Origin of the sequence: Planctomicrobium stercoris, assembly GCF_051465655.1 — a bacterium.
Classification (GTDB): Bacteria; Planctomycetota; Planctomycetia; order Planctomycetales; family Planctomycetaceae; genus Planctomicrobium.
On sequence record NZ_CP195791.1, the window covers coordinates 1,274,124 to 1,291,689 of the forward strand.

A 17,566-nucleotide genomic window follows, 5' to 3' on the forward strand; every position below is an offset into this window, starting at 1 on the left:
CAACACTCAACACTTCGCTCTCAACTCTCTCTCAACTGACCGCTTTGATCCACTCGTGTGCCATCAGCGAGGCACCGTACAGGCTGGGATGCACGCCGTCGCCCGCCCATTCTTTCGGTTCTGCATAGGCCACTGCGCGATCGAATGCTGCCTGGAACGGAACGAAGACGGTCTTGAACTCCTCAGACATCTTCTTGGCGACAGCACGGAACCCATCGAACTCGGGGGACCAGCTGTCATCGATCGCACCAGCCTTCAGGATGAACGGTTCGCAGATCACCAGCTTCACGTTCGGCAGTGCGTCCAGTGTTCGCTTCAGCAGCGTACGATAATCGGCTTCGTAAGACTCCAAAGTCCCCTGGTATTTGCCGTTTCGGCGATGCCAGACGTCATTGACTCCGATCAGGATGCTGAGCACATCGGGCTTGAGTTGCAGGCAATCGACATCCCAGCGGGCAGCCAGATCAGGAACTTTATTGCCGCTGATCCCGCGATTGAAAATTTTCAGTTCACCCGGAGCGTGATCGACCAGAACCTGTGACGCTGCCATCCACGCATAACCCCCGCCCAGAGTGGAACGCAGATTCGGTTCATTCGCTGTCTCCCGGCTGCGACCCGCGTCGGTGATTGAGTCCCCCTGAAACAGAATGACGTTCCCAGGCTGAATCAAACCGGCTCCCTTTTCTGCTGCATGAGCCTGAGTGCCAGTGACGCTTGCCATTCCTGCTGCTCCGGCAGCCAGTGTCGCTGCCAGAAAATCTCTTCGATTTGATCCCATCTCATTGCTCTCCGTGGAAAATGAACAGACATGGACAAAACAGGAACTCAACTTTTAGGGATTGGCCGGGGATCTCTCTCGGCTTACCAGAACCAACCCTTCTTCTTTGCTTCCGGAACCGGTGGAGGAGTCGCCTTGGTGATGCCCGGAGGAGTTGTCAGGTCCGAGTGAATCACCTGATTTTCCGGCAGAAGGATACAGCTCAGGTTTCCTCCCTCTCCACCAGAAGTATCCACGAGAATCCGTTTGGGGCCCAGTGTCACCTGCGGGACACGCACGTGTCCGGAGACCACCACCCGTGAACAGTCCCGGGGAGGCTGCTGAAACGTCAACCCTTTGGAACACAGCCACTGCGGCCGTGTCAGGGAGAAGTCTCGCTCGCGGAGAATGGCTCGCTGCAGTTCGAAGGGGGCTGCGGGATCCAGACCCGCATGGACAAAAAAGTATTCCGGATGTTCTACGCACCAGGGAATATTCGCGAGCAGATTCTGATGACTCTCGGGGACGCGCGCCCGCAAGGCTGCGAGATCGCCGAATTCTTCCAGTCCGTAAGAGCGGAACGTGGTCTGGCATCCATAATGGTCGAGCCAGCGGGCGGACCAGTCGCAGTATTCGGGGGTCTCGATCAGTTTCAGGGCGGCCGACATGGCGTATTCATGATTTCCGCACACCAGCGCGGTCCGCTCATGCTGATCAATTGTCTCCAGAATGAGATCAATCGCCCCTTTGGGATCTGGACCGCGGTCAACCAGATCCCCGATGAAGACAATCCACCGGCGGTCGTAGTCCGGAAGCTCCGCCAGCTGTTTCAGAACGATGCGAAGCTGGTCGAGTTGACCATGAACATCACCGATGACAGCCACGGGACCGGTGATTTCCTGCGGAAGCTGCACGGATCTGAACTCCCTCTTCTTCGAAATGACGAATGCGAATCTCCATCTTAGGGGCGTGGCTGCCGGTGGGGAAGGAATCGACAGAGGCGATGTCATCAGCCCTCCATGAAGGATCGAACTTCCAGCCCGCTATCGACTTGTGCCAAATAATCGGATCGTGGATGAACCGCGTTCTCGGGAGGGAAACGGAGTCCAGATGGAGGATCTGCTGGCGGGGATTCAATAGTCGGAGTCGATGAATGCGACTTGGCTTGACTCTCCCGGAAAAGAATTCATAAACTCTCCGCTCCTCCCCGGTTGGGAGGTGCGATTGAAATTCGCGGGTGTAGCTCAATTGGCAGAGCGCCACGTTGCCATCGTGGAGGCCGAGGGTTCGAGTCCCTTCACCCGCTTTTCTTCTGTGTGGTCAGATTAGAATCAATTTCAGAACAGGTGAGATCCGGAAAGCGGATCTGGGGCAGCCGCCTCATGATGCGGAACGACGCTTGCAGTAGTTCCTGCTCCGGCTGACAAGAAACCGTTTTGAAGTCGCTTCGGTTTTGAGATCGCTTTCAGAGGACTCCGCAAGAAAAAGTTTTCGAATTGCGGACGCCCAGTGGGCCGGCCTGTGATCCTGAGTGGTCGCTGGCCGATCATTTTTTAGGGGGGATCAGTGATGGCGAATACAGAATCAGAGAAGTTGTCAGACGAGGCATCCACCCTGGTGGCAGAAAAGGGATCGGACGAATCCGATAAGCCACGGCTGGATTTGACGGTGGATATCGAGCAGGCAGGTCCCTGCAAGCGGCACGTCCGGATCAAAGTCCCCCGCAACTCCATCGATGACGTCTACAAGACGATTCTGGAAGATTATACCGATCGCGCCGAAGTTCCGGGATTTCGCGTCGGACACGTCCCCGCCGATCTGGTCAAGCGCCGCTTCAAGAATGAGCTCGCCGAGCAGGTCAAGCAGCGGGTGCTGATGGCCAGCCTCGAGCAGCTGAGCGAAGAGTCCGAGATCGACCCGATCAATGAGCCGAATCTGGATCTCGAAAACATCGAAATCCCGGAAGAAGGGGATTTTGAGTTCGAATTCGACGTCGAAGTTCGCCCCGAATTCGACATGCCGAAATACAAGGGCCTCAAGATCAAGCGGCCCTCTCGCGAAATCACCGACGCTGATGTGTCCGCATATCTGGACCGGTTCCTTCAGCAGTACGGTAAACTGGTTCCCGTCGACGCCCCTGCCAAGGCGGGTGATTACGTCACCGTGGACATCGTCCTGACCCACAACGGCGCGACGCTGACCGAAATCGACGACGTTTCGCTGCGTGTTCGCAAGACACTGCGGTTCCAGGACGCCGAACTGGCTGACTTCGACAAATTCATGGTCGGAGCCAAAGCCGGCGACGTTCGTGAAACAGACGTCACCGTTTCCATGGAAGCTGATTCCATTGAAATGCGAGGCGAAAAGGTTCACGCGAAGTTCACCGTGCTGGACGTGAAACACCTCGAAACTCCGGAACTCACCGAAGATTTCCTCGAGCGGCTCGGCGCAGCTTCTCTGGAAGATCTGAACAAGCAGATTCACGGAATGCTCGAACGCCAGGTGAAGTACGAGCAGCGACAGTCCTGCCGACGCCAGGTGCTCGAGCAGATCACCGATTCGGCGAACTGGGATCTGCCCGAAGAACTCGTCAGCAAGCAGGTCGACAACGCTCTGCGACGCGAAATCCTGGAAATGCAGCAGGCAGGCTTCACTTCCAAGGAAATCCTCGCTCGCGAGAACGAACTCCGCCAGCGATCGCTCACCATGACCCGCAAGAACCTGAAGGAACACTTTGTTCTGGACCGGCTGGCGGAAGAAGAGAAGATTGAAGTCACCGAAGCGGACATCAACGCCGAAATCGGCATGATGGCCATGCAGCGGGGCGAAAATCCTCGTCGCGTCAAAGCCCGCATGGCGAAGTCCGGCATGCTGGATAACCTGTTCGCACAGATTCGCGAACGTAAAGCAGTCGACGTCATCCTCGACAGTGCTGAGTTCGTCGACGAGCAGATGGCTGCTCCGGTGGAATCGGATGTCGAAGCGTTGAATCGCTCCGTCTGCCGAACCGTCGCTGCCGCTGATACCGAAGACGATGCTCATCAGCACGACCACGACTGTGATCATGACCACGATCACGACCACTAAAATGCTGGTCTGAAGTCCAAAGCCGCGCTCCTCAGCGCGGCTTTTTTTATTGGGGAATGGGATTCATTGACCGATGGATTCGCCCGCTTCCGGGTTGATTGGTATCCTGCAGCCTGACGTTTCACTCCAGAAAGTGATGCGGTTTTTCCTTCATGAGTCGAAGGATGGAACCGCGCATTTCGCCTTTTCCAGATGCCGCGCCGTGAGCACTGTTCTCGATAAAATCATTGACCAGAAGCGTCTGGATATCGCCTCTGCGGTGGCAAAACGCCCCTTGGCCGATGTTCAGCGGGCCGCAGCGTCAGCTCCTCCGGTCCGGGATTTTTTGAAGTCGCTGCAGTCGCATCATCCGATGGGATTGATCGCGGAGGTCAAAAAGGCGTCGCCGTCCGCAGGTCTGATTCGAGCTGACTTCGATCCGGTACAGATCGCCCGCACCTACGCCGATCACGGTGCCGCCTGCATTAGCGTCCTGACCGATGAGCATTTCTTTCAGGGGCATTTGCGCTATCTGGAACAGATCCGTGCGTCAGTCGAAATTCCGGTGCTCCGAAAAGATTTCATCATCGACCCGTATCAGGTCTGGGAAGCGCGGGCGAGCGGGGCCGATTGCATTCTGCTCATCGCTGAATGCCTGAATGGTGAAGAACTGGAATCGCTTTACAGGCTCGCCAGCGAACTGGGAATGCACTCGCTGATTGAAGTATACGACCCCGAAAACGTGGACCGGGTCCTGCGTCTGAAGCCGCTATTTCTGGGAGTCAACAATCGCGATCTGCGGACGTTCATCACCGATCTGCAGCACACCGTCCGCCTGCGGCAACGCATTCCACAGGAAGTGCTCGTCATTGGGGAAAGCGGGATCTACACCCGGGAGCACGTCACGATGCTCCAGTCCTCCGGTGTCCACGGAATTCTGGTCGGGGAGTCGCTGATGCGATCCGACGACATCGGCCGAAGCGTGCGGGAACTTCTGGGACTGCAGGGGGGGTGAGCCGAGCAAGAGAAATTTCACCGTGAAGACGCGAAGGGCGCAAAGAAAAAGCGTATGGGCATATCCCGGGACGAGATCGAGAGAATCGCGACGCTGACTGTTGATGCGATGCTCAAATTGCATCGCAATCACCGCCCTGAGTGTCGAAGACGGTCTGGATCCCTTCGCGTTCTTGGCGTCTTCGCGGTAAAAGCCTATTTTGATTCCCACGTTGCCTGAGTGCTTCCTCGTTTTCCGCATCAGCCCGCATTAACTCGTTGTGAGTTTTCAATGACAACCGAACAAACCGCCGTCGAACATGTCCTGGTCGTGCCGACGCTCCTTTTTCACGAGCTGGGGCACTTCCAGGGGTTCACTACGGATACACAGCGTTACCTGGACACTCTGCTCGACCCCAGTTACGTCAGTTACCGCCCCCGACATGAAGTGGAGCAGGACCCCAGCTTCAAGCAGCTGATTCCCTACTGCATTTTCCGACACGACGGGAAGGTCTTTTACTACTCCCGGGGGAAAGAGCAGGGGGAAAGCCGGTTGCACAGCAAGCGGTCACTCGGCATCGGGGGACACATTTCCGCTGAAGATCAATTTTCCGGCAGTTCCGTCTACAAAGTGGCCATGGAACGGGAAATTCAGGAGGAAGTAGTTTTAGAGTCAGGGTTTACGGAGAAATGTGTCGCTCTGATCAACGACGACCTGACCGATGTGGGAAAAGTGCATTTGGGAATAGTTCATATTTTTGACCTGGAAGCGCCCAAAGTTCTCCCACGGGAAAAGTCGATTATGAACACAGGATTCGAAAAACCGTCACAGCTTGCCAAAGATCGAGACCAGTTCGAAACGTGGTCGCAGATCTGTTTCGAATTCCTGTGAAACTCCGAAATCCAGACGACCATGTCCGCCTCCTTGGAGAGGGGACGCCGGCTGCGTTGCCGTGGGCCGTCTTTCGGTCATCGACAGACAAAGGAATGTCCGCCATGACAAATTTCAATCGCCGTACAATGTTGCTGGGTGCTGTTGCAGGTGCGGTCCCGACGGGACTGGCCATCCAGTCTGCCCGTGCCCAGGATCAGGCTGCCGCCTCGAAGCTCAACGAGGATCAGCTCGGCCAGCTCATTGGCGCACTGGGGCTTCAGGTCACCAAGAAGGAAAAACGATACGATTTCGCCTTCCAGGCTCAAATGGAAGACCAGCAGTGGGAACTTTCCATGTCGGCCGTTTTGAGCCACGATGGCGGCACCGTCTGGTTGATGGCTTGGCTGGATGAACTTCCCAAGGCCTCCAACGACGTTCCTCGCACAGCCCTGCTGCGTCTGCTGGCCCAGAACGATCAACTGGGTGACGGCAAGTTCTTTGCCTACATTCCCTCGAATCGCCGGTTTGTTCTGCAGCGGACAATTCCCAACGAAGGGCTGACATCCGCGAAGCTCCGGGTGTCGCTCCAGGACCTGGGGACCAGCGTTGTCGAAACCTATCCGATCTGGAGTACGGCAAACTGGAACGGAACACCGACCGCTCCGGTCGGTTCGGCTGCCACTCCGACAGCCAGTGAAACACCGGCCCGATCCGCTGCCAACGACTCGAAGTTCGAGCAGCCGGTTCGCCGCTAGTGCAAATTCACAAATGTGTGGCGTTCCGGAGGCGACAACACAGCTTTCGAGCTGAAATTCCCTCCGAACCGCCGCCACACTCCCTGTAACAGGGGGTGAACCAGAGATCAATTGCCGGGGGCGATGCCTCGGTTCGCAGCCGCAACTTTCACGGATTGCCCCTCGAGACGGGCGGCCCGAGGAAGTTGCGGCTCGACTGTTTTGATTAGGAACGCTGTCTTGCAATCTGTCGGTCGGAAGCTCCCGGGAATTTCTAAATAGATTCATCCCTCGATACAAATACGGGAATTGACAACCCACCTCAATTCTTCGAAGCTACCATGGATTGAACCGCCATCGATCAATTGCCGGGGCAGAAATTGATGTCTATCGTCCAGGAACCACAACCGGCAGAGATCTCAGCGTGTTCGGCAACTTTGAGCCCCCGTCCCAAGTCACTGGCAACCTTCAATCTTTCAGTTGCTGGATTTGGAATCTTTCTTGTGGCTTTAGGACACAGTAAAGGCGTTCTGCCCCAGAGAGAAGCAGAGCTGTTTGAGACCGTCCCCGCATATGCGGCTTTTCTTTGTGTGATTGGGTGGATCTACTCGTTCCATATGCCCCTGTTTATGTTTTTGTCGGGATGGAACTATCAGGAATTTTCAAAAAGAAAACAGAGGTCTTACCGCGAGCTGGTCATAGATAAATCACTGCGACTTCTAGTTCCGTACTTTGTGATTTCGTCACTCGCTTATCCTGTAAAAGTGATCTTATCGAGTTTCGCAAACCGTCCAATTGCTCCATCGATTACGAGCTACATTAAGCAATTGCTGATCCCCTGGGATAACACAATTATCGGTTCATCCGGCAGATAGGGGTGTTTGGTTGAAAAAGTTGGACATGCTGGTCTGATCAGGGGTTGTGTCTTACGCAATTCCTGAAGGAAGAACTCAGCATGTCCAGTTGTCTGTTGTACCACGCACTCGGCGTGCGGGGCTATCGATATTTGTCCACACGGTTTGAGCAGGGGGAGATGATCGTGAGCATCGAACTCCCCCGGGAGAAGCTGCGATGCCCGGCCTGCGGGCACGGGCGTGTCCACGTCATCGAGCGGTTTCCGCGCATGTGGAGGACCGTCTCCATCGGTCTGAGGCCGGTCTTCATTGAAATGGATGTTCCCAAGGTGCAGTGCCAACGCTGTTCGCTCAGACGACGGGTGGAAGTCACGTTCGCTCAGGTCAAGCGGCGTCACACCCGAAGCTTTCAGCGATACGTCATGGAACTGCTCACGTTCATGACGCCGCAGGATGTTGGTCGACATCTGGGGATCTCCTGGGACCTGGCCAACGACATTCAAAAGCAGCGACTACGAAAGCACTTCTCCAAACCGAGGCTCAAGCACCTCAAGCGAATTGCCATTGATGAAATCCATGTCGGAAAGAAGCACCGCTTCATCACGCTGGTGCTGGACCTGGAGAGTGGAGCGGTGGTTTTCGTCGGCAAGGGAAAAGGAGCTGATGCTCTCAAGCCATTCTGGAAACGGCTGACATCCTCTCGTGCCCAGGTGCAGGCGGTGGCCACCGACATGTCGCCCGCGTACATCAGTGCGGTGCTGGAGAACCTGCCAGATGCGTCTTTGGTGTTTGATCGATTTCACATCATGAAGCTGCTGAATGAGAAGCTGACGCAACTGCGTCGGGAGCTGTTTCATGAAGCGGAAGGCCCATTGGGAAGACAGGTGCTCAAAGGGACCCGCTGGCTGCTCTTGAAGAACCCGGAGAGCCTGGATCATTCAAAAGGAGAGCACCTTCGGCTGAAGGAAGCCTTGCAGCTCAACCAACCGCTGGCGATTGCCTACTACTTGAAGGATGAGCTGCGGATGTTCTGGGAGCAGGAGACCTGGGGTGATGCAATGGAGTTCCTGGAAGACTGGTGCAGGCGAGCCCAGACCTCGGGCATTCGCATCCTGCAGCAGTTCGCCCGGACGTTACAGGGACACCGCAGTGGGCTGTTGGCCTGGTATCATCACCCGATTTCGACCGGTCCGCTGGAAGGGGTGAACAACAAGATCAAGCTGCTGCAGCGGCGAGCCTATGGCTACCGCAACCTGGAACTGTTCCAGCTCCGCATCCTGTCCCTGCATACCACCCGCTTCGAGATCGTCGGTTAACGACAACACCCCTATCTCCCGGATGAACCCAATTATCTTTTTCTGGTTTTTACCTACTCTCTTTCTGATATATACGCTGCTGCCGATTTTCCAGCGATTGCTTAAGACGCGTGTGTCTGCAATGGTCGGAATCGTTTTACTGTCTGCGATTTACATCTTGGTTCGACCTCCTCAGGATCCGGATTCCCCTTTGAGATGGCTCAACATCAGCGGAGTGCTGCAATACTCGATCTACTTTTATATGGGACTGCTGCTGCAACGCAACTTGAGCGGAACGCCGCGAAACCTCGCAGCTTTGCTTTCCATTGGCCTGCTGATCGTCTCAGTTACAGCGTTTGCTGCAGGAGCTAAAAATTTTCCGCCAACTGCTCTGCCACTTGCCGCAGTCGGCATTGCTTGGGTGTATTCGATCTGTCTGACCCCTTTGGGAGACAATCGATTTTTTCAATTTCTAGGCCGGTACAGTTTCCAGATCTACCTACTGAGCTGGTTTCCTCAAGCCCTGGCCAGGATCCTCTTCTCGCAAATCCTGCGAGTGAATATTGGTGTGAACGTGTTCCTGAGCCTTTTTCTTGGAATCGCTGTTCCAATTGCGATCACAGTTTTGCTGGATCGCTACCTTCCAAAGAAAATTGCCTTCCTTTACGGCCGTTGAAACTTGGATCGACGGAATCGACGACGCTCCGACTTCTCAACCTCGCCGGCAATTTTGCGAAAACACAAAGCCATTTCGTGTCCGCATTTCCAGAAAATCAAGCTGCACTAGCTCTTCCGAACTCTCAGCGATATCCTTATTAAAGGGTTTTGAATCAAGACGCACGGTGCACACCCGTTCAGGGCAATCTGCGAAGTTCCGCACGTTGCCCGGGGAACTCAATCGTGCTGATTGATGAACCAGCCAAAATCAATCGTTCGCCAACAAGGAGTTTTTGGCGTGGCGACAATTGCAGATCGCAGCTTCGCAAAATCGACTGACCCAGGGACTGAACGAACATTGTTCACGCGCCGTACCAGCTCACTGCTTGGTGTTCAGATCGCCGGCTCCGGCTCTTACCTGCCTGAACCCGTTGTCACCAATGAGATGCTGAACCAGCAGTACGGCTGCGATGCCGAATGGATCGTTCAGCGGACGGGCATTCTCGAACGTCGTCATGCCCCTGCTGAGATGGCGACCAGCGACATGTGTGTGGAAGCTTCCCTGCGTGCCATCCGTGCTGCCGAGATCGACCCGCAGCAGGTCGATCTGCTCGTCGTCGGGACATTCACTCCAGACTTCCCGTGTCCCTCAACCGCCTGCCTGGTTCAGGACAAGCTCGGGCTCGACTGCCCCGCCTTCGACACCGCTGCCGCCTGTGCCGGATTCATGTATTCCATGGTCACAGCGGCCCAGTTCGTGGCGACGGGGAACGCGAAATACGCCCTGGCTGTCGGTGCGGATCTCAACAGCCGCATCGTCAATCCCGGCGATCAGCGCACGTATCCACTCTTCGGAGACGGGGCAGGGGCAGTCCTGATCACCCGGGGGTCGCCTCATCAGGGGTTGATCTGCTATCAGCTCGGCTCTGACGGCAGCGGCGGCCCCTTGCTGGATCGCCCGGGAGGCGGCACAAAGAATCCGCTTACGCCGGAGATTCTGTCTTCGGGAGGCCATTACCTGCGAATGGATGGCCGCAGCGTCTTCAAATGGGCTGTCCGCATGCTCACCGACACCATTGAACTGGTGCTGGAGAAGAGCGGCATGACGGTGCACGACGTCTCCCTGTTTCTCCTCCATCAGGCGAATATCCGGATTATCAACGCAGCTGCTGAGCAGCTGGGCATTCCTCCGGAGAAGCTCTACAACAACCTTCATAAGTACGGCAACACTTCGGGCGCGTCGATTCCCATCGTGCTGGATGAAGCCTCGCAGGAAGGTCGGATTCAGCGTGGGGACACCGTGCTGATGTGCGGCTTCGGAGCCGGCCTCACCTGGGGCACAGGCCTGTTCCGCTGGTAGAACAAGTGCGATTGCGGGTCTCAGGAACTTCGCCGGTCGCTCAAGTGATGCTACGGTCGGCAGGGTGGCTCGGGCGCGGTACCACTCGTCCTTTGGGGAGGACTCGATAGCCCCAGGATTCACTCGTGCCGGATAGCCACTTTGAAGTTCTGGGGCTGTTTCGCTCATCCTTTGCGAAGATTTTGACTTCGTCGCCACTCGCCTCTCAATTTGCGGATCTGTGCTCGCCTCACCCACCCTGCTGCTGCACAGAAATGGGACTCGCTCTGAGGCGATGGAGATTGCCCGGCAGATGGGACGGTGGGGCCAGTCGTCTGAAAACAATCTGAGCCGGCTGCGGGGATATCCGGGCCGGCTCACTTCTTTGGGCAACGAACCTATCAGACAGTCTCAGCCATCTCGGTCAGGCGTTTACGGAAGAACTTGGGGTTGCGTCGGATTTCCTCCATCAGCCTTGCCGCCGGCCCGGACGGGGGGTTCGTCCCTTGCTCCCATGCCTGGACAGTTTTGACACTTGTTCCGAAAAACTCTGCGAAGATTGCCTGACTGGCTCCCAGAAGTTTTCTCGCGTTTACCACGTCCTGCGGAGAATAGTGAATGGGCTTCAATTTTAACTTGATCGTTCGCACGGTGAACCGATCGGAAATCGCAGAAGAAGCCTCCAGGGCCTCAGTCAATTCCTGCATTCCTTCGATGAGATCCGAAGCCAGTCGCTTTTTGGAGCTGTTGCTTTTCATATGACTACTTCCTAGGCAAAAATCGACTAGTTGTAACTTCCTTTCGAGAAGGCAATCCGTTGCCGATCAATAAACTCGCTGACAACCTTTTTCTCCTCGGATGTCAGGTCAAGACGTTCCGTCTTGGGGTAGACAAGATTCAAAGTGACAATGTGAAATTCCTCAAAATAAACGTAACAAATCCGCAGAGCGCCGCTTTTGCCTGTCTGCCAGTCATCAGGGGAGAAACGCATTTTGCGAAGCCCTCCCGTCCCCTTCACCACCGGAAAAAGCTTTGGGTTTGCCATGATTTCAGCTTGGACCCCGGCAAGAGAATCATCCCCGAGCTTCATTGATGACCAAGCCCGGGTAAATGGCTTCAATTCAATGAAATGGAGTAGATCCACGGGTTCTGGTAAATGGCTAGGGTACGCCAAAATGGCTGAAACAAGCTGCCGTTTCATGAGGGATATTCCTTGATCGTCGCATCGTGCGCCTCGTCATTAGTCTATCCCATTCAATGGTAGAGTCAAGGACTTTATCGGGGGGAGCAGTTTGCCGCAAGCGAATATGAAGCGGGAAACTCTCAGAATGTTCGCTCTGGTAGAACTTACAATGCAACCGTAGAGGCAAGTAGAAATATTCTGACCGGTTCATTTCGTTTCAGAAGACGACTGACCGCAGGTTCCGGCAGGGTGGCTGGGGCGCGGTACCACTCATCCTTTGGGAAAGACTCGATAGCCCCAGAACTTCGTTCGGTCATGACACCCACTTTGAAGTTCTGGGGCTGTCTCGCTCATCCTTTGCCAAGGTTCTGGCTTCGTCGCCCTCGTTCTTCGTTCGAAAGCTTTCAACGAGCCTCAGCCACTTTGTTGGGTGAAATTCTGCGCCTCCAAAAAAAAATGGCACAGACAAAAATGTCTGTGCCACCGGAGTTTCGGTTTGCTGTGATGCGTGGAAATTACGCTGGTTTACCTGCGGGCTGTTTACCGGTTTGACTGGAACTGGCTCGCGGCCAGGCTGAACAGGGCTCCTTCCAGCAGGAATCGCTGGGTGAAGGCGCAGATCGCTTCGGGCATTGTGTATTCCAGGAACAGGATGTCCCCAGGCTGGATGCGGATGTTCTCCTGCTGGTAGCGCATCGCCTTGTGCAGGTCGACTTCGATCGTGATCCGCTTCCCGTTGGGCAGGGTTCGGAGGATCGCCAGTCGGCTGGCACTGTTCACGATGTCATGATTCAGTGCGGAAACGCCCCCGACCGAAGAGCTCATGCTGCCGCCGCCCCCTCCACCGACCGAACGGCCTTCAGCGATCGACACTGCCTCCAGCACGCCCAGGTCGTAGTCACGCGGCAGGGTGTATTGGCCGCCACCCAGCAGGCCAGCGGTGTAAAACACTTCCGTCTCGCGGGAATCGATGAAGACGATATCCCCATCGTGCAGCGTGATCATCTCTTCGGTGATATGCGGCTGTTCGCCGGGGCCGAGTCGAATCGGGATGCGGATGATGTTCGGGTTATCGATCGTCGGATCGAAGTTGGCCAGCATCGAATTCCATCCGAGGTCGACCATCGCTGGTGTCGGCTCGGGGACTGGAGCAGGAGGCAAAGTTCCCCACGAGTGTCCCTGAGCTTCCGGCGGCAGCGCGGGAATGTTCTGAGGATACTGCTGTGTGTACTGCGACTCCGCGTACTGAGCCTGCATAACCTGCGGATTGTTGTTGTACTGCGCAGGGACCACCACTCCCGCTGAGGAGTGGCCGGAGTTTCCTGAAGGGGTTGCAGCCCTGGCCATGGAGTGAGAAGGAGCTTCGTTCCCTCCACGGTAGCCGCCGTAGGGCTGCGGATTGACGACAGGCTTTTCGTAGCTGACCTGCTGAATCACTCCGCCCGGATGATTCGTCGGAGGGGCCGGCCGGTGAGACGTTGTGGGCATCAACGGCGGCATCCCCTGAGGTTCGACCGCAGGGACCATTTGCCCCGGTCCCATCATCTGCCCGGGGCCCATCATTTGCGGCGGGCAGCTGATATTGCTGAGTCCGCGTGGACGGCGACGGATGATGTAGATGACGTTTTCGGCGTTCAGGCCGGGGAGGCCGTCGACCCCTTCTCCTTGAGAAAGAGCGTGCAGCACATCGTTTTCGTACGCTTTGAGCGTCACAGTCCGGGCGGTGCCTTTGCCCGTCGTGCCGATGTTCACCGAACCTGCTGAGCTGGATGTGGTGAGTGTTGTGTTGGCTTCCTGTCGAACGACCAGAACCCGATAGATGCGGGACCGTTGCAGGCTCACCAGCACCATTGCTTCATCGGGATTCAGAATGTGATGATCAACGGAGTAGGCCTTGCGGATGGCGAGTTCGACTTCGTGCAGCGTCATCCCACCCACGGGCAGGGGAGGGATCTGCGGCAGAGCGATGGTGTTGTCGTCCCGGACCTGAATGGGGTATCCGACCGTCGGTGGATCTTCGATGGAGGCGGGCATGTTGATCGGAGGCTCGAGTCCGACTGCACTGACCTCGGTGCTCTGGCTTCCAAGAACACGCGGGATATAGATCGAGAGCACGTCGCCGGCAGCCACGCGGTGCTGATCGGGCGGTGTGCGGACCAGAAGGCTCAGGTCGATGGTCCGCTTGTTGTCGCGGGAGGGGCCCTCGAAATGATCCGGCAGATACGATGCGGGAATGCCACGGAGAGGATGCAGTGCTGTACACCCGGTCGCGAGTGTGGAAAGCAGGCTCCCACAACACGCTCCCCAGATCAGGCGGGAGCGGAGCTGCCGAAGTGTCCATTGGATTGAAGATCGAATGCTCATCTTACCTTCCGTGGAAGATGTGCCCCTCGCGGGCCCTGAAAACTGCATCAAACGGACTGATTTCGGGTCTGCCGATTTCGCTTCCGTGCGAAACAGGTTTCCCACCTCACTGGACTCTGACTAATACTGTTGTCGCGGCTGCATCCCCTCGGGGATCGATTTGTCCCAGACGTTTGCGTCGGTCGGGGAATGTGCCACTTCGTTGTACGGTTCGTAAAAGGCTTTGGCCCGGGCGGCCCCTGCTGCGTATCCGGAGAACCATTGCTGGGCTTTGCGATGACCCTGAGGAGTTCTGTCGCAGGCTTTCCAGTAGTTTGCTGGGGGGAGTGCCGGGACGTCACCGCAGGAGCCCATAGCGACGTCGACGTACGCCTGTTCGTATCCGAGCCGGTAGTCGCACGAGACGCACTGGTCATGATCGTACTTGCGAAGATCTTTCTGGGCCTGACAGCGGGCTTGGCTCTTGGTGACAATGTTGTCGGGAATACGGTGGTAGTGCGGATGTCGGCCGTGGCAGAACCATCCGTGCCGGCACAGCCACGCATTCAAGCCGGAGTGCCCGCAGCTCTCACAGTCCTGGCAGGGTTCACACTCCGTGGCGCCCTGACACTCTTCATTGCACGGGCAGTTCGCTTCCGGCTGGCAACTCTTGCCAACGCCGAAGGTGCTGCACCCCGCTGTCACGAGTATCAGGAGTAATGGAGGCAGACGCATGGTTCGACAGGCGTTCGAAGTCATGGGCATGAAAATGGGAGTTCTCGACCCTCAGTCGTTTCGGACTGGGGGCTGTCAGGGGTTATCGGCATAGGGGGGAACCCCGGCCCCATGAAACGACGGCCCGAGCTGAGATTGGCTGAACAAAGTTCATTTGTCCTGCCCCGTTTACCAGGTCTTCCACGAGTTTCGTGTCGCGGGGAACTGGTGTTGTCAGAAATCGGCAGATTCTGCCATAACTCCCTCGCTTGCTTCATTTCCAGACGTTTTGTCTGGACGGACAACCGGATATGGAACCCCCTTCACAAGCTCTCGCGCAGCAACTGGGCGCGCTGGGTCTGGCGACCGCTGCCGACCTGCGTCGCTGCAGCCCCCGCGCGCGAAAACTGGCTCGCGGACTCCCCGGGACCGACAGCGTGTGGATTGATGCGCTGGTTCATGCTGGGAAGATCACGCAGTATCAGGCCCGGCAGCTTGAAGCGGATCGAGGTGACGAACTCGTCATCGGTCGGAAGTTCGTCCTGCAGCGACCCATCCATCTCGACCCGCTCCTGAGTCTCTTTGAAGCGGGGGCTCCCGGACGACGCGAAAAATTTCTGATCTCCCGGATGACCTGTTCTCCGCAGGGAGGGGAGGCATCAGCCCTGCGGATGCTGAAAACGATTCAGAGTCTGGCCACCTGCCGTGAACAGTTTCCAGCGATTCCGTTCGATGCGATTCTGGAGCGGGGAAGTCTCTTCCTTCTGGCATCGCATCAGCCAGGAGAGTCTCTGGCAAAACTTCTGGTGCGTCGCGGACGTTTCCCCGAACCGGTGGTCCGCGGAATCGCACAGGAAGTGCTGCGACAACTTCAGATGACCGAGACCTTTGCTGTGCATGGTGACCTGCGGGTGGCGAACCTGTGGCTCTCTCATCGTGGTGACATTGGACTCCTGAACTGGGGACTGCTGGATGCGGTCTCTCCGGAGATCAATATTCACAGCCGACTGCCGCTGGATGCCTATGATGGCCTGGCGCCTGAACGTGGAGACGCCTCCAGGCGGGCGACCGCCACCAGTGACGTCTATGCTCTTGGCTGCGTGCTCTGGCATCTGCTGACCGGACGCCCGCCGTATGCTGTAGCGGATCCTTTGGCGAAGTGGACCGCACACCGCACTCGACAGATTCCTGACGTCCGAACACTGGCGCCGGATGTATCAGAGTCTCTTGCACAGCTCATTCGAAACATGACCGCCCGGGAGGTTCACCGGCGGCCTCAGACGTGCAGTGAAGTCCGGCAGATGCTCGGCGGCGGTTCGAACTGGAATCGCTCGCGGCTGCAGCGGTTCTTGCACGAGTTCGAATCGGCAGCCCCGCGACAGGTGACCCGGTCCCAGAGTCGCTCCCGCGTCCCCGCACTGGCAGGGGCGGTTCTGTTGAGCGTCGGGCTGGTTGCAGCAGCGTGGAACAGGGACAAGCTGGGCTGGTCGGGACTATCGAAGCTCTCGGCAGCGGTGAACGTCTCAACTTCAACAGTGAAGGAACTCTCGGCAACTCCTCCTATGGATGGACGTCCTGTCGAGGCTTCCGGGGCACCGACGCAAATGGGCGCGGTTCCGGACAATCTGACCCGCACAGCGTCCGAAGCGTTGCCCTTTCCCTCTTCTTCCGCTTCCGAGATCCCTGTCGACTCCGGTCTGGCTTCTCTCCCCAGCCCTGACGCAGAAGGGGTTGTTCAGCTCGCGGGAGATCAGGAGTACATTGCCTCCGAAGTCATCGCGGGCGAAAGCCTGACCCTCCGGGGTGAGCGGGAACGCCCGGCGGTCGTGCATGTCCGGCACAGCCCTCTGACGCTCGAAGCTGACAACATTCGCCTTGAGAACGTCCGTCTGATAGTCGACGCCGTCGATTCCGGAGTTGGGGACAAGTCACCTGTCATCGTCCGGGCCCAGACTTTGACGGTGACGCACAGTTCACTCGACTGGAGCACCGGAACTGCGGGCGTCAGTCTCGTGAAGTGGTCGCCACCGCAGGGGACAGCTTCTGGATCTGGTAGGTTCGTGCTTCACGATTCCACAATCACAGCGGCGTCGCATTTCCTGGAGATGGAGATGCCGCTGGGAGCGGGATTGCTGGAGAATGTCCTGATTCAGCAGGTCGCCAGCGTTCTCAGTCTCCCCCAGGGCCCTGCCGCGGGCCTGCGGGTCCCGTTCGTCATGAACGCCTGTACGATGCAGGAGTGTGGTCCGCTCGTGAGAATGCCGACCGGACAGAGCCTTCAGCAGTCGGGACGCCTTTCGCTGCAGGGTGCCGACAGCGTGGTTCAGATGACCGGTGGGGCACCGCTGATCGAGGTCGCAACGGAACAGGATGCTGCCTTGTGGCAATCGCATGTTGAAGTCGCTGCCCAGGGGCTGATTGTGGAAGTTGGGATGAAACTGGCGGGAGTGCGGGGGAGTCTGCCGAATTCTTTCAGGGAACTGAATAGCGAAGAACTGCCGGTCGACGGCCTGCTGACGGGGGACTTCCATTTCGAACCCGATCCAGATTCGCGCGGCGCGGAGCGTCTGATTCTCGACGCGGTTCCGGTCCTTTCTTCGAGTCGGCTGCCGGGTGTTGATGCTTCCCGACTCCCCTGAGTCCGGTGCTCGAATCCGCTGGTCGGAAGTCACTTTAACCTGATGTCTGAACGACGTTTGCTGCCTTGTGCTGATGCGTTGAAAGGGGGCCTGCGAGCGTTGTTGTCAGCGTGGGAAT

15 protein-coding genes and 1 tRNA gene are annotated in these 17,566 nt (G+C 57.0%); 10 read left to right on the forward strand and 6 right to left on the reverse strand.

Translation table 11 applies throughout. The features are described 5' to 3' along the window. Window positions 1-31: 31 nt before the first annotated feature. Together SH661x_RS05170 and SH661x_RS05175 are read right to left on the reverse strand one after the other, a co-directional pair. A complete protein-coding gene (locus SH661x_RS05170; RefSeq protein ID WP_437228699.1) occupies window positions 32-778 on the reverse strand; it encodes an SGNH/GDSL hydrolase family protein in 747 nt (248 codons plus the stop codon). Between the two features lie 83 nt (window positions 779-861). Then, on the reverse strand, window positions 862-1,671 hold the full coding sequence (locus tag SH661x_RS05175) for a metallophosphoesterase (protein WP_437228701.1): 810 nt from the start codon (window positions 1,669-1,671) through the stop codon (window positions 862-864). Window positions 1,672-1,990: 319 nt separating this feature from the next. Between SH661x_RS05175 and SH661x_RS05180 the strand changes: the two genes are divergently transcribed. The 9 genes from SH661x_RS05180 (at window position 1,991) to SH661x_RS05220 (ending at window position 10,590) form a co-directional block, all read left to right on the forward strand. Next, window positions 1,991-2,063, forward strand: a tRNA-Gly gene (locus SH661x_RS05180). A gap of 263 nt (window positions 2,064-2,326) precedes the next feature. After that, window positions 2,327-3,844 (forward strand): trigger factor, encoded by a 1,518-nt coding sequence (gene tig, locus SH661x_RS05185; protein WP_437228703.1) that lies wholly within the window; start codon window positions 2,327-2,329, stop codon window positions 3,842-3,844. A gap of 202 nt (window positions 3,845-4,046) precedes the next feature. Next, window positions 4,047-4,838: an indole-3-glycerol phosphate synthase TrpC gene (trpC, locus tag SH661x_RS05190; RefSeq protein WP_437228705.1), complete on the forward strand. Its 792-nt coding sequence runs from the start codon at window positions 4,047-4,049 to the stop codon at window positions 4,836-4,838. 270 nt (window positions 4,839-5,108) lie between these two features. After that, window positions 5,109-5,708: a phosphoesterase gene (locus SH661x_RS05195; protein ID WP_437228707.1), complete on the forward strand. Its 600-nt coding sequence runs from the start codon at window positions 5,109-5,111 to the stop codon at window positions 5,706-5,708. A gap of 104 nt (window positions 5,709-5,812) precedes the next feature. Next, window positions 5,813-6,445 carry a type III secretion system chaperone gene (locus SH661x_RS05200; protein WP_437228709.1) on the forward strand — a complete coding sequence of 211 codons (633 nt, stop codon included), beginning with the start codon at window positions 5,813-5,815 and terminating at the stop codon, window positions 6,443-6,445. Window positions 6,446-6,807: 362 nt separating this feature from the next. Continuing rightward, entirely contained in the window at window positions 6,808-7,299 is a 492-nt protein-coding gene (locus tag SH661x_RS05205) for an acyltransferase family protein (protein ID WP_437228711.1), read from the forward strand. Between the two features lie 80 nt (window positions 7,300-7,379). After that, window positions 7,380-8,594 carry an ISL3 family transposase gene (locus tag SH661x_RS05210; RefSeq protein WP_437221971.1) on the forward strand — a complete coding sequence of 405 codons (1,215 nt, stop codon included), beginning with the start codon at window positions 7,380-7,382 and terminating at the stop codon, window positions 8,592-8,594. A gap of 22 nt (window positions 8,595-8,616) precedes the next feature. Then, the gene (locus SH661x_RS05215) at window positions 8,617-9,249 is read left to right on the forward strand and encodes an acyltransferase family protein (RefSeq protein ID WP_437228713.1); all 633 of its coding nucleotides are present in this window, start codon (window positions 8,617-8,619) and stop codon (window positions 9,247-9,249) included. A gap of 279 nt (window positions 9,250-9,528) precedes the next feature. Beyond that, window positions 9,529-10,590, forward strand: a complete 1,062-nt coding sequence (locus tag SH661x_RS05220) for a beta-ketoacyl-ACP synthase III (protein WP_437228715.1) — start codon at window positions 9,529-9,531, stop codon at window positions 10,588-10,590. A gap of 380 nt (window positions 10,591-10,970) precedes the next feature. Here SH661x_RS05220 and SH661x_RS05225 read toward each other — a convergent pair whose 3' ends face one another. The 4 genes from SH661x_RS05225 to SH661x_RS05240 all read right to left on the reverse strand — a co-directional run bounded on the left by SH661x_RS05225 (window position 10,971) and on the right by SH661x_RS05240 (window position 14,860). Further along, window positions 10,971-11,327, reverse strand: a complete 357-nt coding sequence (locus SH661x_RS05225; protein ID WP_437228717.1) for a helix-turn-helix domain-containing protein — start codon at window positions 11,325-11,327, stop codon at window positions 10,971-10,973. 26 nt (window positions 11,328-11,353) lie between these two features. Beyond that, window positions 11,354-11,770 carry a hypothetical protein gene (locus SH661x_RS05230; protein ID WP_437228719.1) on the reverse strand — a complete coding sequence of 139 codons (417 nt, stop codon included), beginning with the start codon at window positions 11,768-11,770 and terminating at the stop codon, window positions 11,354-11,356. A 522-nt stretch (window positions 11,771-12,292) separates the two neighbouring features. Next, complete coding sequence (locus SH661x_RS05235) at window positions 12,293-14,116, reverse strand: polysaccharide biosynthesis/export family protein (RefSeq protein ID WP_437228721.1); 1,824 nt, start codon at window positions 14,114-14,116, stop codon at window positions 12,293-12,295. A 120-nt stretch (window positions 14,117-14,236) separates the two neighbouring features. Continuing rightward, entirely contained in the window at window positions 14,237-14,860 is a 624-nt protein-coding gene (locus tag SH661x_RS05240) for a hypothetical protein (protein ID WP_437228723.1), read from the reverse strand. Window positions 14,861-15,120: 260 nt separating this feature from the next. Between SH661x_RS05240 and SH661x_RS05245 the strand changes: the two genes are divergently transcribed. Beyond that, window positions 15,121-17,448, forward strand: coding sequence for a serine/threonine protein kinase (locus SH661x_RS05245; RefSeq protein WP_437228725.1), 2,328 nt, complete (start codon window positions 15,121-15,123; stop codon window positions 17,446-17,448). Window positions 17,449-17,566: the final 118 nt, after the last annotated feature.